Below are 22,365 nucleotides of genomic sequence, written 5' to 3'. Positions count from 1 at the left end.
GCTACCGGCTGGCAACATGCCAGTTGTCCGCGGACAACTGGCTATTCTCCAACCACGCGCAAGACAGGGGCTGGGCCGTTGCCGGAAAAGGCGAAGACCTCGATCGGCTCGCCAATGCCCCTGACCGGATAGGAGCCGAGATGCTCCATGCTGGATGCGCAACCGGCCAGTTCGACGAAGGCCCGCGACAGAAGCACCGGCCGCTTCGTTTCCTTGGTCAGGCTCTCCAACCGCGAGGCGATGTTGACCGCGGGGCCGATCACCGTAAAGTCCAGCCGACGGCGCGAGCCGATATTGCCGTACATCACGTCGCCGACATGGACGCCGATTCCGTAGCCAAGGGGCTCACGGCCTTTTTGGACGTTGTCCTTGTTGAGGAGAGCGATCGCCGCTTCCGCCTCACGGATCGCCAGCAGCAGGTTTTCGGCAGCATTGGCATTGCTGAGCGGAAAGATCGCCAGCAGCCCATCACCCATGAACTTGAGGATCTCGCCGCCGTGCCGTTCGATCGGCTCCGACATGGCGTCGAAATAGCCATTGAGCAGATCGATCACGTCGTCGCGCGGCCACAGGTCGGAGAGTTTCGTGAAGTCGCGCAGGTCGCAGATCAAAATGGCGGCACCGACGGTGACGCCACTGCCGCGTGTCGTGGCGCCGGCGAGGATTTGCTCGCTGGCATGCGGGCCGACATAGGTTTCGAGCAGCGTGCGCACGAACCGGTTCTTCAGCCGGATTTCACTGACGAGCGCCAGGGCGGGTAGAAGATCCGAGAGAAGGCCGACGTGCTCATCCTCGAAGCCGCCCTTTCGGTCGGTGGTGAAGGTCACGACATGGCGTTTGCCCAGCGTGTGTTCGAGCGGCCAGGCAATGTACTCGGTCAGGCCTTCGGCCTTCAGGTCGGCATAGAGGGAGTTTTGAGACTGCTCTTCCGTCAGGGCTTCCAGGTTCGTGCGAACCTCGGTGCCGCCGTTGTTGATCACATAGAGCGGGCTGTTGAGGTAGAGCGCGGTGTTTTGGGTCCCATAGTCGTAGAGATCGATTTCGGCCTCCGCCAGGCCCTTGCGCCACAGAATGCGGGCACCCAGCCACTGCGGGTGGTTGATCCGGAAATGCAACGTTGCGCGCGCAACCGGGACACCGACCGCCTGTAGCCTTTCGCACATGTCAACGAGGATATTGTCGATAAACCGCTCGTTGCGGGTTTCGATGATCAGCCAGTCGAGCACGCTCCGGCGCCGAGCCGGCCAGCTTTCTCCTTCGATCGACGGGGAGGGGGGCTGCGAAGATATCTGCATTTGCAATTCTCCATGCTGGTAGAACGCTCAGCCGTTCCTCCGGCGAACGTTCGCGATGTATCGCTGCAAATGTGGAGCATCGGCGGCGCCTTGATAAGGGGGAAGCCGATAGCTTTTGAGAAAAGGGGATAGTTACGTCCGCATTCACGCCGATTGGTGCGCCAAGTGGCTCCCGTCGAGAAGCGGCAAGTGCAAGCGGACGCGGGCCCCCTGCCACGGGCCGGCAAGGATGTCGACACGGCCACCATGCAGACGGGCGATCTCCCGTGCCAGATTGAGCCCCAAACCGGCGCCGGTGGAACGTGGACGCAAGCGATAGAAAGGCTCGAATACGCGCTCGCGTTCCTCGACAGGAATTCCGGGGCCCTCGTCCTGGATTTCCAACCCGCCCGCGGCATTTACCTGCACGGTGATCGTGCCGGTGCCGCCGCCATGTTCGATGGCGTTGCGCAAGAGATTGGCGACAGCCTGCTCGATCTGGCGTGGCCGAGCGCTGACACGGGCCTCCGGCACCTCGGTTTCGAACGCCAGCTCGTAGCCTGCTTCGAACGCCAACGGCGCAAAGTCGGCGGCGATGTTTCTTGCGAGCGCAACAAGGTCTACCACTTCGAGTGCGCCGCCGGCATGCTCGAGCACCTGCCGGTCGAGGAGCTGTTGGGCGAGGTGGGACAGACGCTCGATATCCAGCCTCAGGCGGGCGCTTTCCGGGGCTTCCTGCAGAAGTTCGGCACGGGTTCTGAGGATCGCGATCGGGGTGCGCAATTCGTGCGCTGCGTCGGTGAGGAAGCGGTTGCGCTGGTCATATCCCTCGCCGAGCCGCGCCAGAGCCTTGTTGAAGGCCCGCACCAAGGGGGCGATCTCGGTCGGTACCTGTTCGGTTTCGAGCTGAACCGCGCGATTGTCGATATCGATGCGGCCGGCCTGGTCAGCGGTCGATATGAGGCTCGCCAAGGAACGCCGAACGACGGCCGGTGCCGTGACCAATGTGGTCACACCCATGACCAGAACGATCGGCAGCAGGAAGCAGAGGATGAGCAGCGCAATCATCGGTACGACCTCGGTCCAGGTCGTCGTGCCGTCGAGGTCGCGTGCCATGTCGACATTGATGCTGATCTGCACGTCCAGCGGGCCATCGTCGCGCCGCGAAGCAACGGTCGAGGTGATGATCTGAACGCGGCCGGCGTCGGTGTCGGCGTTGTGGAGGACCGCGTCCGGTAGCGTTCCGCCATCATCGAAGAGCAGCTTCGCGCCCTCCACACGTCGGAGCAGGTCGCCGCCCCTTTCGTCATAGGGAGGAGGAACGTTTCCCTGTCGGAGAAACTGACCGGCGTCGTCGCGGACGATGAACCAGAGATTGGGGTGGGCCTGGCGTAGCTCGCGCAGCTCTTCGGTCTCACGCACCATCAACGCGCCGCTCGCATCGCGCCCGACGGCGCGGTCGAGAACATCCACCGCCGCTTCATTGTCGACGAGGAGGCGCGGCTGGACGATGAACAATGCCACGAAAAGCAGGCCGATAAAGACAAACAGCGTTGCCGCCTGCAGCAGGATGAGGCGGCGCACGAGCACCCATTGCAGCGAGCGGGGCCGAGCCTTCGTCATGTCGTTGCGCGCAGGAGATAGCCGAGGTTGCGGATGGCCCTGATCTCGACGCCGGCACCGACATCATCGAGCTTCCGGCGCAGGCGTGAAAGATGCGAGTCGAGCGCATTGGATTCGATCTCGTCTTCCATGGCGTAGACCGATTCCTCCAATGTCGCCCTGAGCACGGTTCGGCCCGGTCGACGCATCAAGGCTTCGAGCGCAAGACGTTCTCTGCGCAGGAGATCGAGGGGCTTGTCGTCCACGGCCGCTTCGCGGTGATGGAAGTCGTAGATCAGGCGTCCGACCTTGGTCTGCTCGGCTTTCAATGAGACGGGGCGGCGGGCGAGCGCCCGCAGCCGGGCCATCAGTTCTTCGACGGCAAACGGCTTGGACAGATAGTCGTCGGCACCGGCATCGAGCCCGGCGACGCGGTCGTTGATCGACCCCAACGCCGTCAGCATCAATACGGGCGCGCCGACACCGAGGCCGCGCAGCTTCGGAATGAGGTCCAGGCCCTCGCCATCCGGCACACGGCGATCGAGCACGACGACGTCATAGGGCCAGAGCTCGGCGACGGCTTCGGCATCGGCCAGCGTCGCAACGTGATCGACGATCACCTGACGCCGCTCCAGCGCCGCCTTCAGGGCCGAGGCCATCTCCGGCTCGTCTTCCAGCAGCAGGATGCGCATGCCAGTTCTCCCGATTGCAGGTCTTCCTGAGCAGGTTACTCAATGAAAACATACACAAATTCAAATACTTACAACGAATTCCATCCGCCTCGCCAGTGAGGTTGAAGCCATCACTCGCATTCCAGCTTCGGCTGGCGGAAATTGGTGATGTACCAGCGGCCCTGCTGCATGCGCGCGTAGAAGGTATAGAAGCATTCCTGCTCTTCGACGTAGCCCGGCGTCGAGTATTCCTCGTAGCGCATTCCTCGGCGCGTGTCCTTGATTTCACCACTCGATGTGCCGGAGACGACATTCGTCGAGATCTTGCGCCATTGATAGGCCCGTTCGTTCCAACTGAGATCAAGAATGTTCGTCGGCGGACCGTAGTCGATGATGACGGATTCGACCGGCTGGCCGATATAGGTTTTCATGGTGTCGGAAGCGCAGCCGGCGAGGAGCAGCGCGGTAGCGGCAAAACATGCGAGGGCGCGGCGCCCTTTGCTGAAGAACATGACGGATCCCGGTTTGTCCCGCATCGCCAGGCGTCCACCCGGACGCACAAAACCTGCGGTCGTGCTTTGACCTGCCGCATGCCCGATTGTTATTTCGGGTCGAGGCGGCGACAATCCGCTGCTAAAGGGGCAAGATTACAGGGACATTGCGGGAGGGCGGCGTGTGGCCCGCAGACAAGCCAGCGTCAGATCGCGGAGATGTTTGACGCCTGCCGGAAAAGAGCCGTGAACTGGGTGGCTTCCTGACCGCGAGGCGGTGCAGCTCAGGCGGCCAGATTCGCTTCTTTCTTTGATGTGGCCGTATCGGCTGCGTAAACAAGGCCGGGCTCCACGATCCACTCGCCGGAGCGAAGCGACAACACGTCAAAGCCGCCACCCGCGAGCCGCGGAGCCACGCCGACGAAGCGATAGCAAAGGCCGCTGCCATCCCTTACCGCTTCCCGTATGGGCCTGCCGGCAAGGGAGCCGATCACGGCGCCCTCAAATGCGATATCCGCCAGAATGAAGTATTCCGTCGGCAATCGGCGGCTGGTCTTGGGGCTGGGCTTGAACCCGTTCGTGAATTTCATTGTCTTGCTCGTCGTGAGACATTCCGGAACCGGGGAGGACCGGTGCCGAGGCGTCTATGCATTTCTCTCGTCGTTGCCACGCGGGGCGCGATGGGCGTCTACCCACCGCTGCAACCAGGCCGCATATTGCAAAGATAACACGTACCGCATGCCGGCGATGTTCCCGGCGGCACGGCGCGTCTCAAGCCATCGAAAAACGGCGCTAAGAAGGCGGAGCCATCGGGGTTCGCGCCGCCTCCTGTTAGCTCGAACCAAGGTAGGAAATCGCTTGGGAAGTCAGGTGCGGGGCATAAAGAACCCATAGAGGCTGGAGCATAGTGGCGTTTTCAGGCAGCGCCTCCGCAGTACCGGCGGAAGGTCGCGTTTCGGATCGGCTGCGTCAAAAAAATCTTGCCAACACCGTTGTATCGTTTCATTCGGCCATATTCTCGACACCGAGATTGTCGACCTCTTCCCGCAGGCTGGGACCACCCGGCGCTCACCGAGCGCCCGCTTCCGCCTCCTTTTCGGGGAGGCAGGGGCGGGCGTTTTGCGCCTTTCGAGAGATCATCCACTTGTCATACGACAAACCCTCCGGGCGCGTCACGAAACGTATCGTGCTGCACTTTCCGGGCTTTGAGCCCTTGGATGCCGTCAGGCACCAGGCGCGCTACAAGCGATCGGCGGTGAAGACCGCCAAGCTTCAGGACTTCGAGGTCGAGGTGGGACCGGTACAGACCGAAGGGCAAAGCCGCTACTTCGATGTCGACAGTCAAGGTGCCGACTGGCAAACGTCGAGCCGCGTCTATGTATTCGATCACGACGAAATCGTCAAAAGCCTGAACGGCCGGTCGACGCTGCGCAGAATGGTTGCGGGATATTCGAGTGCCGCGCGCGTCGTCTGGGAAGGTGGTGCTTTTTCCTACTTCAGGCATGCATGGCGCTTCGGGTTGTTCTTCCTCTTCCCATTCCTGCTGGTGGCAATCGCGCTCGCTCTGAGCGTGCTGATCGTCACCGCGCCCTACTGGCTTGCGCTTGACACATCCCTTCTGATCCTAAGCGCAATCGTTGCCCATATGGCCTTCTTCCGGCTCTTTCTTCCCTGGTCGGACCGGTGGCATACGCTGCACCTTTTTTCCGATTGGGAGCTGGCCGTCGCGGTCGCCAGCCTGGAAAAACCCTATTTCCAGCAGTGGGTTGAGGATAACCTGGCGTCCGTGCGGGCGGCACTCAGCGAGCCGGCCGACGAATACGTCATCAGCTCCCACAGCATGGGCTCAAGCATCGCCACTCAGGTGATCGGCACTTTGGTGGAAAGGGAGCCGAGCCTGTTTGCGGGAAAGCGGGTCGTCTTTGTCACGCTCGGCGGCGCGATCCTGCAATGCGCATTGCTTCGCTCGGCCGAGGTCTTGCGGGCGCGCGTCGGCGCGATCGCCCGTGTGAAGGACATCTTCTGGTTCGACGTCCAATGCCTGACCGATGCGATCAACTTCTACCGGTGCCAGGTCGTGGCACTGGCCGGGCACCATGATGCGCCCCAGCCACCGATCGTCTTCATACGGCTAAAGCACATGCTTTCACCGGAACGCTATCGCAGGATCAAGGGCGATTTTCTTCGGGTCCACCGGCAATATGTGCTTGATGCCGACGTCCGCGCGCCGTTCGATTTTACGCTGATGACGGCCGGACCGCTCCGGGCCGCCTCATTTGCAAATCCGAACTGACGAAGGCGTCTCAGGATTTCAGCAGGGAGATGCCGCTTTCCCGATCGAAGAGGTGGAGACCTTCGGGCTCGACCGCGAAGGTGACAGCGTCGCCCGGTTTCGGGCAGGCGCTGGCCTTGACCAGCGCGCCGATTTCCTTGCCGGCAAAAAGGAAGGTCACCAACGCGTCATTGCCGTGAAACTCGACGAGATCGGCAATACCTGACATGCGATTGGCGCCGGCCTCGGCGATTTTCAGATCCGCCGGCCGTATGCCGAGCACCAGCGGTTGGCCATGGCGCAGGGCGAACTTTCCATCCGAGATCGAGAAGTTACCGCCGGCACTGCGCAGCAGCCATCCGCCTTCGGTCTTCTCGGTGGTGACGTCGATGAAGTTCATGTTGGGCGTGCCGATGAAGCCGGCGACGAAGAGCGTGCGCGGGCGCTCGTAGATTTCGGCCGGCGTTCCGACCTGTTCGATCGCACCGCCCTTCATCAGCACGATGCGGTCTGCGAGCGTCATCGCCTCCAGTTGGTCGTGCGTCACATAGATGGTCGTGGTCTTCAGCTTCTGGTGCAGCCGTGCGATCTCGACGCGCATGTGGTTGCGAAGCTTGGCGTCGAGATTGGAAAGCGGTTCGTCGAAGAGGAAGACCCGCGGCGTCTTGATCATGGCGCGGGCGATGGCGACGCGTTGTTGTTGTCCGCCGGACAACTCTGTGGGCTTGCGGGTGAGATAGGGCTCGAGCCCCAGCGTCGCAGCCACAGCACGGATGCGCGTGTCGATCTCCGCCTTCGGCACCTTCATTCGCTTCAGTCCGAAGGCGATGTTGTCGTAGATCGTCATGTGCGGGTAGAGCGCGTAGTTCTGGAAAACCATGGCGACGCCGCGGTCGCGTGGCGGCAGGTCGTTGACCGTCCGCCCGCCGATCGACACGGTGCCGCCGGAAATATCCTCAAGACCGGCGATCATGCGCAGAAGTGTGGACTTGCCGCAGCCCGAAGGACCGAGAAACACGATGAACTCGTGATCGGCCACATCGAGGTTGAAATCCGTGATGACGTCGACGGCGCCATATTGCTTGTCAACGCTGGAGCAGACGATGTTCGCCATGGCTCAATCCTTCCCGCTGTCCATGAGGATCTGCAGCTTGATGTCGGTTGGCCGGGCTGATGCGGCTCGCTCGAAGGCTTTGATGCTGTCTTCGAACCGGAACGTGTCTGTGATCAGCGGCTTCAAGTCGACCTTGCCCGATGCGATCAGCTGCAACGCGCGGTCGAAGATATTGGCGTAGCGGAACACCGTTTCGATGCGGACCTCCTTCGAGATCGCGCCCGGCACGTCGAACTGGACGGCTTCGACCGGCAGACCGACCAGCACGATGGCGCCGCCCGGTCGAACGAGATCGAAGATCCCCGAAAAGGCTTTGGCACTGCCGCTTGCTTCGAACACGATGTCAGCGCCCCAGCCGCCGGTCTCGGTGGCGATGACGTCGGCAAAGGCGCGATCAGCGATGTTGACCGGGATGATGCCCGGATATTGGGCGGCGATCGCCAGCTTCTCGGCGCTGAAATCGGAGATGAAGACGCGGCTGCAGCCGCCGGCGAGGGCTGCCAACGCCACCATGATGCCGATCGGCCCGCAGCCGATGACGGCAGCGACATCGCCCGGTGCGATCCGGGCGCGGGCGGCGGCCTGCATGCCGATGGCGAAAGGTTCGACCATCGCGCCTTCGGCAAAGGAGACGTTATCCGGCAGCTTGTAGGTGAAGGCTGCGGGATGGACGACGAAGGGGGCGAGCACGCCGTGCACCGGCGGCGTCGCCCAGAAACGCACCTTGGGGTCGACATTGTAGATGCCGAGCTTTGAGGCACGAGACGAAAGATCGGGAACACCCGGCTCCATGCAGACGCGGTCGCCGACTTCAAGCGTTTCGACATTGCTGCCGACCGCGACGACGGTGCCGGCCGCCTCGTGCCCGAGCACCATCGGTTCGCGCACCACATAGGGGCCGATCGCGCCGTGGGTGTAATAGTGCACGTCGCTGCCGCAGACGCCGACTGTGTGGATAGCGATCTTGACGTCATCCGGGCCGAGCTCCAGCGGGAGATCGATCTCCCTGAGCGCGAGCTTGCCTTTTTGCTCGAGGACCAACGCTTGCATGAAGGATTTCCTTGTTTTTCCAGTCTCGGGTTTCATTGGGTCTTGCGCTTGAAGGCGCTGTTGAGCATGCCGCTTAAGACCCCGATGAAGAGCAGCGGCGGGATGGACAGAAGCACGACGGAGGCGTTGAGAATGCCCCAGGGCACGTCTCGGCCGAGCTGGGTCAGTTCCGAAGCGACGATCGGCAGGGTCTTGGCGTCCGACGTCGTCAGCATCAGTGCGATCAGGAACTCGTTCCAGACGAGCACGAAGGCGAAGGCGACGGCGCCGATGAGCGAGCGCAGCGCTATCGGCAGCGCGATGAGGAAGAAGATCGCATAGGGGCCATAACCGTCGACGCGGGCGGCTTCCTCGACTTCCTTCGGCACTCGGGCGAAGGCCGGAACGCTGAGCCAGATGATGGTCGCAAGCGTCAGCAGCGAATAGGTGACGATCATCGACAGGCGCGTGTCGTAAAGCCCGAAGTCGAGCCAGATCACCATCAGCGGAATGGCGATCGCCACCGGCGGCAGGAAGCGCAGCGACAGCACGAAGAACTGGATGTCGCGGGACCAGCGGTTGGGATAGCGCGCGATCGCATAAGCCGCCGGCAGGCCGAGCATGGCACCGATCAGAACCGCAGCGCCTGATATCAAGAGCGAGTTGACGAGGCCGGCAAAGACACTTTCACGGCCAAGCACGTAGGCGAAGTTGTCGAGCGTCGGCTCAAAGATGAACAGCGGTGTCGGCGTGACGATGTCGACGCGGTTCTTGAAGGCGTTGAGCGCCGTCCAGAACATCGGAAAGACGGCGGAGAAAGCGGCAAGGGCGAGGATCAATCGGCCAATGAGGCGGCCAAGAGTGTGGGCAGTCATCACTGAACCCTCTTCCAGATGAAGGTGAAGGCGATCGAGGTGGCGATCATCATCAGCACGGCCATGCTGGAGGCATAGGAGATGCGGCCGGACTCGATGAAGCCTTGCGAGAAGGCGTACATGTCGAGCGTTTCGGTCGCGATGCCAGGGCCGCCGCGGGTCATGACGTAGATCAAGTCGAAGGCGCGTAGCGACTCGATCATCTTGACGAAGGCGAGCGAGATCAGCGGCGCCTTCAGCATCGGCAAGGCGATAAAGGCATAGATCTCCCAGGTGCGGGCGTGGTCGAGCCGTGCCGCCTCGAAGGGCTGCGGCGGCAGCGTTTCCAGCAGCTTCAGCACGATGACGGCGAAGAACAGGCCCCATTGCCAGACGTCAACCAGCGCGACGGTCGCAAGTGCGGTTGCTGGATTGGAGAGCAGGTCGAGCGGCTGGCCTGTGATCGCCTTGTAGGGATAGGTGGCGATGCCATAGAGCGGATGAAAGGCGAATTTCCAGACGAAGGCGGCCGAAACGCGCGGCAGGATCACTGGCACGAGGAAGAGCAGCGCCAGCAGATTGCGCGTGCGCGGCGAGACGCATTCGAACAGAAGGATGCCGAGGCCGACGGCGATCAGAAGCGTCATGCCGACGGTCACCGCTTCCCAGGTCAGGGAGACGCCGATGGCGTTGATGAAACGGCGATCCGAGAACAGGTCGATGTAGTTGGCGAGGCCAATGAGGCTGCCGTCCGGACGGCTGAGCTCCCGGTTCTGGAAGGAGATGTAGATCGCATAGGCCGTGGGCACGAGGGCCAGGACGGCGAGGATCCCCATGGCCGGGGTGAGGAACACCGCCGGCAGGCTGTTTTTCTGCTTCATGTGAGACGTCCTACGGCTGGGCGTGGAACGCCCCCGATGGTGCGAGCCACCGGCGCGGCTTCGCCGGCCGATGGCCCTTGGGAGGAAACGGCTTACTGGCTGCGGGCAACCAGGTCCTTGGCAAAGCCGTCGAGCTCGTCGAGGCCTTCCTTGATGTCGCTGCGCGTTCCGGTGATCAGCTCTTCCAGGATGATGCCCCAACGGTCGCCGAGGTCAGGCCATTGCGGGCTCTGCCAGAAATTGACGGCGGTGAGCTTGCCGGTCTCGGCCAGCGCCTGGCCGAGATCGGGGCCGTAGAGCTCGGCGAATTTCGGGCTGGTCATGATGCTGGTACGGTTGAGCTCGCTGAACTGATTGGCCTCGAGCCGCCGCGCCTCGTTTTCCTTGGAGGTCGCCCACGCGATGAACAGACCGGCGCATGTCTTGGAGGCCTCGTCCTTGTTGGCCTTCACGCCGATCGCGAGACCATGGCCGTAGCCGCCGCCCGTCAGCGGTGCCGGAGGCGGCAGGTAGCCGACCTTGCCCGCCACCTTCGAGGATTTCGGATCGATCGCCATGCCGACGAGCGGGGTGGATTCGATGAGCATCGCCACCTGGCCGGAGGTGAAGGCGCCGACTGCCTCGTCCCAGCCGCCGGTCTGGCTGCCCGGTGCCGAGTACTTGAACAGTTCGAGATAGGTCTCGGTCGCCTTGACTGCCTGTTCGCCGTCGAAGACCGGCGTCTTGCCGTCGAACCAGTTGCCGCCGAACCCCTTGAAGAATGGCATCCAGCGCCAGACATTGGCGCCCGAGCCGCGCTGGCCGCGCAGTGCCGTGCCATAGATGCCCTGGTCCGGTTGATTGAGCTTCTTCACCGCGGCGATGTATTCGTCGAGCGTCTTCGGCGGCGCGATGCCGGCCGCTTCGAGCAGGTCCTTGCGGTAGACCATGAGGTCACCGCCGCCGGTGATCGGCGCAAACCAGACCTTGCCGTCATAGGTCGCGACCTTCTGCCGGCCGGGATCGAAATCGGCATAGTCGTAGTCTGCAGGATAGTAGTCCATCAATGGCGCGACCCAGCCGGCGGACGCAAAGAGCGCGACGTTGGCCTCGTCGATGTAATAGACGTTGTACTTGCCGATGGTCGAAGCGTCGGCCTTGGTCTTGGCGCGCCGGTCGTTTTCGTTGAGATAGTCGATCTCGAAGGATGCACCGCCGGAGAGCTTCTCGAATTCGGACTTGTAGTCTTCGAGCAGCGTCAGGCCGTCGCGCGGCTGGGCCAGCACCTTGATCGTGTCGGAGCATTCGGCAGCGACCGCCAGTGTCGTCAGGCCGGTGGAAAGAAGGCATGCGAAGGCGATGCTCGAAACGAGCGTCTTTGGTTTTGTCATGTGAAGGACCTCCCCAAGGTCTTTGCGATACGCGCCGGAAACTCCTCAGATCCAACGCGCTCTTCCCGATAGCGAACCGTTTCGCTGGTCTTGATGATAGGCGCAATGACGCACCGAGCTAGCGCGCTCGATGCGGCTAATCTGTACTTTCTTGCGTAATTCTACCCATCATCAGCTATTTGCGGTGCAGCAAACGCAAGGATTCATCGTCTGCGTTCGGGAGCCGACCCTAAAAGCGTGCCGGACGGCGCTGTCCCGTCAGCCGTCGATAGGCCGACGGCGTCATCTTGTGCTGGCGCAGGAAGGTGCGGTTGAAGTTGGAGATGTTGAGGTATCCGACCTCGAAGCAGATGTCGGTGATCGGCATGTCGGTTTCGGCCAAGAGCTTGCAAGCCTGCCAGATCCGCAGCTTGTTGACGTGGTCGGTAAAGGTGTTGCCGGTGTTCTTCTTGAAGAAGCGGGAAAAGGCCGTCTCGCTCATGCCGGCGCGCCTGGCGAGATCGGCCAGATGGATATCGGTTGCGATGTTCTCGTAGATGAAGGCCAGAGCGCCGCGCAGCACGTCGAGCGATTGCTGGTCGAGCTCTGGCGCGAATTCCGGCGAGGAGAGCAGCTCGTATTCCTCGGTGTTGACGAGAAGATCGAGGAGCTGGATGAACAGCGAGAAGCGGGAGAACCCCTGAAGGCTGCCCATGCGTTCGATCAGATCCGCGCCCTCGGCGCGGGCTTCACCGTGAAATACCAGTCCGCGTTCGGCGCGGGCAAAAAAGGCCTCGAGCTCGGCAAACTCCGGCAAGGCGTCGGTGATCTCGCGCATCCGGTCCGGATGGAACTGGATGACGATGTCGCGACCTTCGATGATTTCGTCGGGCTCGGTCGCCGTCACCCAGTCATGCGGCAGATTGCTGCCGATGACCGTCAGGTAGCCCGGATCGAACTGGCCGATGTGATCGCCGACGAAGGCAAGGCCAGAGGCTTTCCGGATGAGATGGATCTCGATTTCCGGATGGAAGTTCCAGACGTTCCGTTCCCAGGGATAGTTGTCGAGACGCCATAAAAACGTCTCGTTGACGCCGGTGACGATGTGCTCGAAGGTCGGCGGATTGGTCGCCAGCGAAGCCGGCTTGGCCGGCGGCCGTTTCGAGCCTCGCGCCGCACTCATCGCCCGATCTCTGTTCGCGAAATGCCGATCGTTGTCTCCCTTCGCAGAGGTTGTTGCCTCAGGCGCGCTCCGCCCAGATCTTCGCTAGTTCGACGAGTGTCTTGACACTCCGCTCCATGTCTTGGCGGCTGACCCATTCGAGCGGCGAGTGGAAGGCATGACCGCCGGCAAAAAGGTTGGCCGAGGGCAGGCCCATGAAGGAGAGCCGCGAGCCGTCCGTGCCGCCGCGGATGCTGCCGCGCACCGGCTGCATGCCGGCGCGCCGGATCGCCTCGATGGCGTTCTCGACGATTTCCGCATTGCGGTCGAGCACTGCCTTCATGTTGCGATACTGTTCCTTGACCTCGAAGCTGTAGGTCGAGCCCGGGAAAGCGGTCATGACGTCCTTGACGATCGCCTCGAGCATGGCCTCCTTCTTGGCCAAGCCGGCCTCGTCGAAATCGCGCACGATGAAGTCAAGCTGCGCCTTGTCCATGGAGCCGGTCACACCGGTCGGATGCACGAAGCCATCTCGGCCCTCTGTTCCCTCCGGTGATACGTCACGAGGTAGCCGGCTAATGATCGTGCCGGCGATCTTGATGGCATTCTCCATCTTGTCCTTGGCGAAACCGGGATGGATGGCAACGCCGTGAATGATGATCTCGACGCCATCGGCGGAAAACGTCTCGTCCTCGATATGCCCGGCCGTCTCGCCGTCGACGGTATAGGCGAAGTCGGCGCCGAGCTTCTTCAGATCGACCTTGTCGACGCCGCGGCCGATCTCCTCGTCGGTGGTGAAGAGCAGCTTGATCGTGCCGTGCTTAATGTCGGGATTGTCGACCAGGATCTGTGCAGCCGTGACAATTTCAGCGAGGCCGGCCTTGTCGTCGGCGCCGAGCAGCGTCGTGCCGTCGGTGGTAACGATGTCGTTGCCGATCTGGTCGTTCAGAACCGGGTGATCGCTGACGCGGATAACCTGCTGCGGGTCACCCACAAGCCGGATGTCGCTGCCCTGGTAGTTGCTGAGGATCTGCGGTTTGACATTGGTGCCGGTGAAATCGGGCGCCGTGTCCATATGCGAGCACCAGCAGATGACCGGCACTGGCCTGTCCACGTTCGAAGGAATGGTGGCGTAGACATAACCGTTTTCGTCGAGATGCGCGTCTTTAAGACCGATGGCGAGCAATTCTTCGACGAGCACGCGGCCGAGGTTCTTCTGCTTCTCCGTTGAAGGCTGCGTCTTCGACTTCGGGTCGGACTGGGTGTCGATGACGACGTAACGAAGGAAGCGGTCGAGAACGGTATCGGTCATGGGCGGGATCCAATGCTGGTGGGCGTGGAATCGCTATACTCCCGCCGCATGAATTCTCAAAATCGGAATCTATGATGAATTGAGCGACGGAGCGCGTCGCGCTCACTTGATGTCGATGCGTCAACGATCTTCGCGTGTGTGCCAGATGCGGAGGATGTAGATCGTTGTCTTGTCAATCTCATAACGCATCTCGTAATGACCAACGAGCAGGCGGCGAACTTCGCGGGGTGCGAATTCGTCCAGCCGCTCGCCGAGTCGGGGCTGCTCGACCAGATGGGTCGGAGCGGCAACCAAGGATTGGACGGTTCGCGCCGCAGCCTTTCTGTTGACTGGTGCCAGAAACTCAAAAAGGCGCGCCAGATCGGACAGCGCCTTTTTCGTCCATTTCAGCTCCATCATTGCGGAACGGAAGGCGGCGTGTCGCTGTCGAGGCTATCGGCCCAGGCCTGGACCGACTGGTGATCGATGACGCCTCCGGCATCAACGTCGGCGAGCGCCTCGAGCGTCAAACGGCGTCGTTCTTCTTCCTGGTCAACCCAGGCCGCAAGCGCCTGCTTGATGATCCAGCCGCGCGGTCTTTCCAGGCGGGCGGCGAGCTGGTCGACCTTTTCCGCAAGCGGCAATGGAACATGCGCCGTCAGTACTTTCGTTTCCATATGCATCTCCATTGATCGAACTTAATCATAGCGATTAAATCTGATTAAGTCGACGATGTTCAGCGTTCCGGTGGTGTCGGGATATCGGGCGCCTGCTCGCATTCGGTGCCGCTGCCGGCAAGATTAATACGGACCGCCCAATCGCCCCGCTGCTCCGGCATCACCTTTGGCCCCCCTGAACTCCGCGGCCAGTTTAGACGTTGCGCCGACCAGCAGGCTGACGTCGTTGCCGACGGCGACGAAGGTGGCGCCGAGCTCGAGGTAACGCCGTGCGAGCGTCTGATCGGACGTGAGAATGCCGGCCGCTTTACCGTGCGACTGGATGCGCAGCAGCGCCGCTTCGACTGCCTCTTGTACTTCCGGCGCGCCGGGCTTGCCGAGGAAACCCATGTCGGCAGCAAGGTCGGCCGGGCCGATGAAGATGCCGTCGACGCCATCGATCGTGGCGATCTCGTCAAGGGCGGCAAGGCCGGCGCGGCTTTCGATCTGCAGCAGCAGGCAGATCTCGTCGTTGGCCGTCTGCAGGTAATCCGGGATGCGGTTGAAGGCGGACGCCCGCGCAAGGGCCGCGCCGACACCGCGCACACCGTGGGGCGGATAGCGCACGGCGCGCATCAGCGCGCGAGCCTGTTCGGCGCTTTCGACCATCGGTATCAGCAGCGTCTGTGCGCCGATATCTAGGATCTGCTTGATCATCCAGGTTTCGCCGATCGGCGGCCGGACGATCGTGTGGCTTGGCGAGGCTGCGAGTGCCTGAAGCTGTGCCGCCAGAAGCGGCACGTCGTTCGGGGCGTGCTCGGCATCGAGCAGCAGCCAGTCGAAGCCGGCGCCGCCACAGACCTCCGCGGTATAGGGATTGGCGAGCGCCAGCCACAGCCCGATCTGCGTGCGTTTCTCGGCGAGAGCCTGTTTGAACGGATTGCGGGGAGCGGGCATGGTCGTTCCTATTCGAAGAAGCAGCTGACGGTGCCGGATGGTCCGAAATCGGCGACGATGGTATCGCCATGGCGGGCCTCGACCGGGCGGATGAAGGAACCGGCAAGCACGATCTGGCCGGCCTCGAGCCGGTCCCCGTAAAGCGAGAGACGATTGGCGAGCCAGGCGATGCCGCGGGCCGGATGGTTGAGCACGCCAGCGCCGAGCCCCGTCTCCTCCACCTCGGCGTTGCGTGAGACGATTGCGCCCATCCAGCGCATGTCGACCGCGTCGGGCCGCATCTGCCGGCCGCCGAGCACGATGCCGGCATTGGCGGCGTTATCGGAGATGGTATCGACGATGGTGCGTGCCTTCTTGGTTTCCGGATCGACGCGCAGGATGCGGGTGTCGAGGATTTCGAGCGCCGGCGTCACGTAATCCGTCGCATTCAGCACGTCGAAAACCGTGACGTTGGGACCGGTAAGCGGCGCCTTCATCACGAACGCGATCTCGGCCTCGATGCGCGGCTGGATGAAGCGGGTGCCGGGGATGCGCGCACCGTCCTCGAACAGCATGTCGTCGAACAGCACGCCGGAATCGGGAATGTCGATGTTGAGCGCATATTGCATCGCCTTGGAGGTAAGGCCGATCTTCCAGCCGATCACCCGCCGGCCCGCGGCAATCTTCTGCCTTATCCACGCGGCCTGCACCGCATAGGCATCGTCCATGGTCATCTCGGGGTGCTTGAGCGAGAGTAGTCCGGTCTGGACGCGCTCGCGCTCGGCGGTGTCGAGGGCGGTCGCTGCCGCCTCGATCTGGATCTTGTCGAGCATGGGTCAGGCCTCGTCGGCGATCGGGTTGATGAGCGTGCCGATGCCTTCGGCCTCGACCTCGACGATGTCGCCGGGTTTCAGCCAGACCGGCGGATCGAAGCGCGCGCCAGCGCCAGTGGGGGTGCCGGTAACGATGACGTCGCCGGGAACCAGCGTCGTGAAGGTCGAGACGTAATTGATGATCTTGCGAAAGGAGAAGATCATCCGGCTGGTGCGGTCCTGCTGCCGCACCTCGCCGTTTACCCGCGTTTCGAGCCTGATATCGGCAAGCTGTGCCTCATCGGTGAAAGGCACCAGCCAGGGGCCGATCGAGCCGGTTCGGTCGAAGTTCTTGCCCTGCGTGACGTTGAACTTGGCGTGGCGCACCCAGTCGCGGATCGTGCCCTCATTGCAGAGCGAAAGAGCCGCGATGTGGTCGAGTGCTGACGCCTCGGGAATACGACGGCCGCCCTTGCCGATGACGATGACGATCTCGCCTTCATAATCGAGCTGCGGGCTTTCCGGCGGGCGGATCAGCGGCTGCCCGTGCCCGGTAAACGAGCGCGGGAAGCGGATGAACAGCGACGGGTTGGAGGGTGCCGCCTGGCCGTCTTTGTACTCTTCGTTGCGGTCGGGGAAGTTGACGCCGACGCAGATGATTTTTTCCGGCGCCGGCACCGGGATCTCAAAGCGGATGTCATCGAGCGAAATGTCTGCCGGCAGCCCGCCTGCCTCGTCGGCAAGGCGAACGAGCGCGCTTGCTTCGATCACCTCGCGCAACGTCGGCCAGGTCGACGCATATCGCTTGGAAAGATCGATCAGACCACTTCCGGAAACGAGGCCGTAGCCCCGTCTTTCGCCGGCTGAAAAGGTGACAAGTCGGGGGTGGGTCATAGGGCGGCTTTCGTTCCGTTCCGATGTTTGTTCAGCGCACCGGCGACTTCGGTGATGACCTCGAAGGCGGTGTCGGCATCCTCTTCGGTCATGTCGAACTGACCAGCCTGGAACCGGATCGCCACGTGGCCGTCGACGCGGGTTTGCGTCAGGTAGATGCGGCCATCGTCATTGATCGCATTGACGAGAGCAATGTTGTGGGCGTCCGCATCTCCGGTGGTGCGGTGGCGGAAAGAGAACAGCGACAGCATGGGTTGAGTGACGATCTCGAAATCCCTGTGTTCGGCGAGCCGCTCCGCGAGGCGCTCGGACCAGCGCACGTGATTGCGGATCATCGTCTGCAGACCGGCGAGCCCGTGGAACCGCAAGAGGAACCAGAGTTTCAACGCCCGGAAGCGCCGGCCGAGCGGGATCGTCCATTCGGAATAGTTGATGATGCCGTCGCGGCCATGGGTCTTCAGATATTCCGGCTGGATCGCCAGCGTCTTGACCAGATCGTCCGGGCTGCGGATGAAATGCGCCGAGCAGTCGAACTGGGCGCCTAGCCATTTGTGCGGGTTGAAGACGATCGAATCCGCCTTCTCGACGCCGACCCAGAGTTCCCGGAATTCCTCGCAGATCATCGCGGCACCCGCCCAGGCGGCATCGACATGGACGTAGAGACCATGCGCGTGCGCGATGCGCACCACCTCGGCGATGTCGTCGCAGGCGCCGGTGCTCGTCCCGCCGGTGCAGGCGATCACGCCCGCGGGTAGCAGCCCCGCCGCCTTATCCCTGAGGATGGCTGCTTCCAGCGCGCTCGCATCCATCGCGCGTCGCGGTCCCTTAGCCGGGATGCGTACGAGATTTTCCTCGCCGATGCCCGACACCCAGATCGCCCGGTCGATCGAGGTGTGCACCTGGTCAGAGGAATAGATGCGCAGATGCTGCTGGCCTGCGAGGCCTTTCTTGTTGCCGTTCCAGCCAAGCGCCTTCTCGCGCATGACAAGGACGGCCGAGAGCGTCGCCGAAGAGGCCGAATCCTGGATCACCCCGGAGAAGCCCTCCGGCAGGCCGATCGCCTGGCGCAGCCAGTCGAGCACTTTCGTTTCGAGCTCGGTCGCCGCCGGCGAGGTTTGCCAGAGCATGCACTGCGCCGCCATGGCGGTGACCAGGTATTCCGCAACGACGGAGACGGGTGCGGCGTTCGCCGGGAAATAGGCGAAGAACCGCGGATGCTGCCAGTGGGTCATGCCCGGCAGGATGATCTTCTCGAAATCCTCGAAGATCGCTTCCATGTCCTCGCCCGTCTGCGGCGGACGCGATGGTATCTGCGCGGCGATCGCACCCGGTGCCGTCTGGGCACGCACTCGCCGGTCGCGCAGTGATGCTCGATAGTCGGCACCCCACTGCGCTGCCCTTAGCGACCATTCTCCAAAAGTCTTCTGATCCATCTGCTTCCTCCCGTCCTGCTCTCTTGGCCCTACCCGATCCCTGTTGCCAACTGTCAGGGCGCGATGATCGGTTGGGTTTTCAGGATCGAGTCCCGTGTCTCGGCACCGGCAAACGCGCTGCCTTCCTCGAACCAGGATTTCGGTGCCGGCGCACCCCAGAGCGTCTGGCGCTGCGGGTCCTTCAGGTCCCATTTGATCGGCTCGAGATCGGGATCGACCGTCTGGTAATCCGAGCAGTAGATCTCGATGCGGTGGCCGTCCGGATCGCGCACATAGAGGAAGAAGGCATTGGAGATGCCGTGTCGGCCCGGGCCGCGCTCGATATTGGCGAGCCAGCCGGAGGTCGACATCAGGTCGAGCAGGTCGATGATGTTGAGCGGCGTCGGCACCCAGAACGCGGTGTGGTGCAGCCGCGGTCCGCGGCCGTTGGTAAAGGCGATGTCGTGCACGCCGCCCTTGCGATGGGTCCAGGCGGCCCAGAGCCGTCCGGTCTCCTCGTCGGCGGTGTATTCCGTTACCCGGAAACCGATCTCGTTGTAGAAGGCGACCGCCTGATCGACATCGGGCGAGAAGCAATTGAAGTGGTCGATGCGCAGCGGTTTCACGCCGCGATAAAGCGCATACTTCTGGTGGATCGGCGGCAAGCGGTCCATCTTCGAATAGAATTCGAGCGAGATGCCCTGCGGGTCGCGGGTGCGGAAGGTCCGCGACTGGTAGGGGCGTTCGATCCACTCGACAGGCAGGCCCTTGGCCCCAAAGAAATGCGCGGCCTTTTCGAGATCCTCCTCGCCATAGACCTTGAACCCCAGGTCGCGGGCCTCGGCAGTCGCCGCCTTCTTCAAGATAATGCAATGGTGGCCGCGCTCCTCCATGGCCCTGAGATAGATCGTGTCCGCCGTCTCGTCGGTGACCTGCAGACCCAGCACGTCCACATAGAAGGCGCGCGATCTTGCGAGATCGGTGACGGCGAGTTCCACATGGCTCAGCCGCACGATGTTGAAGGGCGGGTAGAGGTTCGGTTTCGGCAAGGGCATTGATGTCTCCTCCAGATTTTTCTGCCAGCGCGCTCAACCGCCAAGCTTGGCGATCGCATGCGCCGAGCTGGCAAAGGCGATGTTCTTGGTTTCCATATAAAAATCGAACGACCAGTCGCCGCCGTCGCGGCCGATGCCCGAGCTCTTGACGCCGCCAAACGGCGTCGGCAGGTGGCGCACGTTCTCCGAGTTTACCCAGATCATCCCGGCTTCGAGGTGATCGGTAAAGCGGAAGGCGCGGGTGACGTCGGAGGTCCAGAGATAACCGGTGAGGCCATATTGTACGTCATTGGCAAGCGCCAGCGCGTCTGCCTCGTCCTTGAACGGGATCGCCGTCAGTACTGGCCCGAAGATTTCCTCCTGGGCGATGCGCATGCGGTTGTTGGCGCCGGTGAAGAGCGTCGGGGTGACGTAGCAGCCACCGCCAGGCCCCGCGAACTTCTCGCCGCCGGCGGCAACAGTAGCACCTTCCTCTCGGCCGATGCGGATATAGTCGAATACCTTCTTCTCATGCACCGGATGGATGAGCGGGCCGACGACGGTTTCCGGATCGAGCGGATGGCCGACCTTGATGCGTTTCGCCTTTTCGGCGACGAGCCCGGTGAAGCGTTCGTAGATGCTGTCCTCGACCAGCAGGCGTGAGGACGAGGTGCAGCGTTCGCCGTTCAGCGAGTAGATCATGAAGACCGCCGCATCGGCGGCGCGCTCGAGATCGGCATCGGCAAAGACGATCACCGGGTTCTTGCCGCCGAGTTCGAAATGAACCCGCTTCAGCGTCTCGGCACCCTGCTTCATGATCATCGAGCCGGTGCGGCTTTCGCCGACGAAGCCGATCGCCTTGATGTCGGGGTGCTCGGTGAGTGCGCGTCCGGCATCCTCGCCGAAGCCGTTGACGAGGTTCCACACGCCCTTCGGCAGGCCGGCTTCCTCGGCGATCTCGACCAGCAGCCGCGCCGTCAGCGGCGAGAATTCCGCCGGCTTGTGCACGACCGTGCAGCCGGCGGCAAGCGCAGGCGCAATCTTCCAGGTCGACAGCATGAACGGCGTGTTCCAGGGGGTGATGATACCGACCGGGCCGATCGGCACGCGTGTCGTCATGTTGATCTGATTGCCGCCACGCAGCACCTTGCCGTCGCGCGCTTCAGGCGCCCGGTCGGCGAAAAAGCGGAAGTTCTCGGCACCGCGCAACGCCGCCTTGGCCATGAATTTCAGCGGTTGTCCGGTGTCCATGCACTCGACAAAGGCGATCTCTTCGGCGCGGGCAACGATCGCGTCGGCAATCTTGTGCAGCAGTTTCTTGCGCGTTTCGCCGGGCATAGCGGCCCATTCGGCGAAAGCAGCTTTCGCGGCCTTTGCCGCCCGGTCGATGTCGGCAGCCTTGCCGCGGGCGATCTTCGCAAGCGGTTTCAGGTCAACGGGCGAAATCGTTTCGAAAGTCTCACCGTCAAGTGCCGGCATCGCTTCGCCGTTGATGTGATTGAGCACGCCTTCGCTCTTGAAGCGGGCGAGGTAGCTTTCCGCCTTGGCGAGGTTTTCATCGAGCTTGGACATGGTGTTCTCCGATGCTGGCGCAGACTTTCGCCGCGCGCTGCTGTGCTTTGGGGGTGGCTGCGTCTAGCCTTTGGTGGCGCGCAGCCGGGGGTGAATGGCGTTTTTCTTCCAGCTCAGATCCGGGTCGATCTCGCGGATCTCCAGGCTGAGAGCAAAATGCGGTGTGGCGAAAAGCTCCGAAAGTTCGTCGCTCACGGCCTTGAAGATGGCTTCGCCGGTGGCCTTCTTCTCTGCCTCGCTGCGGCCGCGACCGATGCGGAAGGACATGTCGATGAAGCTGTTGTCCGGCAAAAGGTCGGCGATCGCGTAATCGGCGCTGCGGATCGTGCGCACCCTGACGGCGCCGAGCTCGAAAAGGCCGGTGCCGAGGATCGTCTTGTGGACGGTCCGGCAAAGCCGGGCGAAGTCGACGCGGTCGTCGAGATTGCCTGAGTATTCGATTGTCAGGTGCGGCATCTTTCCTCCCGATGCGCTCTCATATATTTAACACGTTAACGAAATCGATGGCGGTGTCAAGAAGGTCGAAGTCTCTGCCCGCGCCTGCCAATTGCAGAACGAAAGAAAATGTCCGATAGAACGCTCATGAGCCGCGAGAAAACCCCTGCTGACCTTGGCCACGACGCCCTTTTGCCGCACAACACCCGCCGTTCGCTGCCGATTGCCCTGTTGCGGGCACGCGAAGCGGTCATGGCGCATTTCCGGCCGATGCTGGCGCGCCACGACATTACCGAGCAGCAATGGCGGGTGATCCGCATCCTTGCGGAAGCCGGCCGGGTCGATGCGTCGGAAATGGCCGACAAGGCCTTCATCCTGGCGCCGAGCCTCACCCGCATCATCCGCTCGCTCGAGGAGCGGGGCCTGATCACCAAGCACAAGGATGCTGACGACGGCCGGCGCGTTTTGCTTGAGATCGCGCCGGAGGGCATGCGGGTGATCGCCGACGTCAGCCCCGAGAGCCGGGCGATCTACGAGGACCTCGAAACCCGCTACGGTCGTGAGCGCGTCGAAGTCCTGCTCGACATGCTGGACGAACTGGCCAGCCTCAACGACTGAGCGTTT

At 62.5% G+C, this 22,365-nt stretch carries 23 protein-coding genes; 2 read left to right on the top strand and 21 right to left on the bottom strand.

The features are described from left to right. Positions 1-41 precede the first annotated feature (41 nt). The 5 genes from ASE60_RS14400 to ASE60_RS14380 all read right to left on the bottom strand — a co-directional run bounded on the left by ASE60_RS14400 (position 42) and on the right by ASE60_RS14380 (position 4,628). Positions 42-1,295, bottom strand: coding sequence for an adenylate/guanylate cyclase domain-containing protein (locus tag ASE60_RS14400; protein WP_057251248.1), 1,254 nt, complete (start codon positions 1,293-1,295; stop codon positions 42-44). Positions 1,296-1,439: 144 nt separating this feature from the next. Further along, on the bottom strand, positions 1,440-2,897 hold the full coding sequence (locus ASE60_RS14395) for a HAMP domain-containing sensor histidine kinase (protein WP_057251247.1): 1,458 nt from the start codon (positions 2,895-2,897) through the stop codon (positions 1,440-1,442). After that, on the bottom strand, positions 2,894-3,568 hold the full coding sequence (locus ASE60_RS14390; protein ID WP_057251246.1) for a response regulator transcription factor: 675 nt from the start codon (positions 3,566-3,568) through the stop codon (positions 2,894-2,896). Before ASE60_RS14390 ends, ASE60_RS14395 begins: the two co-directional genes overlap by 4 nt. Positions 3,569-3,678: 110 nt before the next feature. Continuing rightward, positions 3,679-4,059: a hypothetical protein gene (locus ASE60_RS14385; RefSeq protein ID WP_057251245.1), complete on the bottom strand. Its 381-nt coding sequence runs from the start codon at positions 4,057-4,059 to the stop codon at positions 3,679-3,681. Between the two features lie 263 nt (positions 4,060-4,322). Beyond that, positions 4,323-4,628: a hypothetical protein gene (locus tag ASE60_RS14380; RefSeq protein ID WP_057251244.1), complete on the bottom strand. Its 306-nt coding sequence runs from the start codon at positions 4,626-4,628 to the stop codon at positions 4,323-4,325. 554 nt (positions 4,629-5,182) lie between these two features. Between ASE60_RS14380 and ASE60_RS14375 the strand changes: the two genes are divergently transcribed. Further along, complete coding sequence (locus ASE60_RS14375) at positions 5,183-6,331, top strand: hypothetical protein (RefSeq protein ID WP_057251243.1); 1,149 nt, start codon at positions 5,183-5,185, stop codon at positions 6,329-6,331. 10 nt (positions 6,332-6,341) lie between these two features. Here ASE60_RS14375 and ugpC read toward each other — a convergent pair whose 3' ends face one another. The 16 genes from ugpC to ASE60_RS14295 all read right to left on the bottom strand — a co-directional run bounded on the left by ugpC (position 6,342) and on the right by ASE60_RS14295 (position 21,762). Continuing rightward, entirely contained in the window at positions 6,342-7,424 is a 1,083-nt protein-coding gene (ugpC, locus tag ASE60_RS14370; RefSeq protein WP_057251242.1) for a sn-glycerol-3-phosphate ABC transporter ATP-binding protein UgpC, read from the bottom strand. Positions 7,425-7,427: 3 nt separating this feature from the next. After that, positions 7,428-8,474 (bottom strand): NAD(P)-dependent alcohol dehydrogenase, encoded by a 1,047-nt coding sequence (locus ASE60_RS14365; RefSeq protein ID WP_057251241.1) that lies wholly within the window; start codon positions 8,472-8,474, stop codon positions 7,428-7,430. A gap of 32 nt (positions 8,475-8,506) precedes the next feature. Continuing rightward, positions 8,507-9,328, bottom strand: a complete 822-nt coding sequence (locus ASE60_RS14360; protein ID WP_057251240.1) for a carbohydrate ABC transporter permease — start codon at positions 9,326-9,328, stop codon at positions 8,507-8,509. Then, a complete protein-coding gene (locus ASE60_RS14355; RefSeq protein WP_057251239.1) occupies positions 9,328-10,188 on the bottom strand; it encodes a sugar ABC transporter permease in 861 nt (286 codons plus the stop codon). Before ASE60_RS14355 ends, ASE60_RS14360 begins: the two co-directional genes overlap by 1 nt. Before the next feature lie 92 nt (positions 10,189-10,280). After that, positions 10,281-11,558: a sugar ABC transporter substrate-binding protein gene (locus ASE60_RS14350; protein WP_082615858.1), complete on the bottom strand. Its 1,278-nt coding sequence runs from the start codon at positions 11,556-11,558 to the stop codon at positions 10,281-10,283. A 229-nt stretch (positions 11,559-11,787) separates the two neighbouring features. Continuing rightward, the gene (locus tag ASE60_RS14345) at positions 11,788-12,720 is read right to left on the bottom strand and encodes an AraC family transcriptional regulator (RefSeq protein WP_082615857.1); all 933 of its coding nucleotides are present in this window, start codon (positions 12,718-12,720) and stop codon (positions 11,788-11,790) included. Between the two features lie 58 nt (positions 12,721-12,778). Beyond that, a complete protein-coding gene (gene pepT / locus ASE60_RS14340) occupies positions 12,779-14,011 on the bottom strand; it encodes a peptidase T (protein WP_057251238.1) in 1,233 nt (410 codons plus the stop codon). A 120-nt stretch (positions 14,012-14,131) separates the two neighbouring features. Then, a complete protein-coding gene (locus ASE60_RS14335) occupies positions 14,132-14,407 on the bottom strand; it encodes a type II toxin-antitoxin system RelE/ParE family toxin (RefSeq protein ID WP_057251237.1) in 276 nt (91 codons plus the stop codon). Beyond that, positions 14,407-14,667: a ribbon-helix-helix domain-containing protein gene (locus ASE60_RS14330; protein ID WP_057251236.1), complete on the bottom strand. Its 261-nt coding sequence runs from the start codon at positions 14,665-14,667 to the stop codon at positions 14,407-14,409. Before ASE60_RS14330 ends, ASE60_RS14335 begins: the two co-directional genes overlap by 1 nt. Before the next feature lie 123 nt (positions 14,668-14,790). Next, positions 14,791-15,603 carry a 4-hydroxy-2-oxoheptanedioate aldolase gene (gene hpaI, locus ASE60_RS14325; protein WP_057251235.1) on the bottom strand — a complete coding sequence of 271 codons (813 nt, stop codon included), beginning with the start codon at positions 15,601-15,603 and terminating at the stop codon, positions 14,791-14,793. An 8-nt stretch (positions 15,604-15,611) separates the two neighbouring features. Continuing rightward, positions 15,612-16,415, bottom strand: coding sequence for a 2-oxo-hept-4-ene-1,7-dioate hydratase (gene hpaH / locus ASE60_RS14320; protein WP_057251234.1), 804 nt, complete (start codon positions 16,413-16,415; stop codon positions 15,612-15,614). A 3-nt stretch (positions 16,416-16,418) separates the two neighbouring features. Further along, complete coding sequence (locus tag ASE60_RS14315; protein ID WP_057251233.1) at positions 16,419-17,288, bottom strand: fumarylacetoacetate hydrolase family protein; 870 nt, start codon at positions 17,286-17,288, stop codon at positions 16,419-16,421. Continuing rightward, the gene (locus tag ASE60_RS14310; protein WP_057251232.1) at positions 17,285-18,721 is read right to left on the bottom strand and encodes a pyridoxal-dependent decarboxylase; all 1,437 of its coding nucleotides are present in this window, start codon (positions 18,719-18,721) and stop codon (positions 17,285-17,287) included. The genes ASE60_RS14315 and ASE60_RS14310 overlap by 4 nt, the downstream gene beginning before the upstream one ends. A 53-nt stretch (positions 18,722-18,774) precedes the next feature. Beyond that, positions 18,775-19,755, bottom strand: a complete 981-nt coding sequence (gene hpaD, locus ASE60_RS14305) for a 3,4-dihydroxyphenylacetate 2,3-dioxygenase (protein WP_057251231.1) — start codon at positions 19,753-19,755, stop codon at positions 18,775-18,777. 33 nt (positions 19,756-19,788) lie between these two features. After that, positions 19,789-21,306 (bottom strand): 5-carboxymethyl-2-hydroxymuconate semialdehyde dehydrogenase, encoded by a 1,518-nt coding sequence (gene hpaE / locus ASE60_RS14300; protein WP_057251230.1) that lies wholly within the window; start codon positions 21,304-21,306, stop codon positions 19,789-19,791. 63 nt (positions 21,307-21,369) lie between these two features. Further along, on the bottom strand, positions 21,370-21,762 hold the full coding sequence (locus tag ASE60_RS14295; RefSeq protein ID WP_057251229.1) for a 5-carboxymethyl-2-hydroxymuconate Delta-isomerase: 393 nt from the start codon (positions 21,760-21,762) through the stop codon (positions 21,370-21,372). A 126-nt stretch (positions 21,763-21,888) separates the two neighbouring features. On the opposite strand from ASE60_RS14295, the gene hpaR reads away from it, so the two are divergent. Further along, complete coding sequence (gene hpaR, locus ASE60_RS14290) at positions 21,889-22,359, top strand: homoprotocatechuate degradation operon regulator HpaR (RefSeq protein WP_082615862.1); 471 nt, start codon at positions 21,889-21,891, stop codon at positions 22,357-22,359. The last annotated feature ends 6 nt before the right edge of the window (positions 22,360-22,365 follow it).

The sequence above is a fragment of the Ensifer sp. Root278 genome (assembly GCF_001429285.1).
Lineage (GTDB): Bacteria > Pseudomonadota > Alphaproteobacteria > Rhizobiales > Rhizobiaceae > Ensifer.
This window is presented reverse-complemented; position numbering and strand designations above follow the sequence as displayed.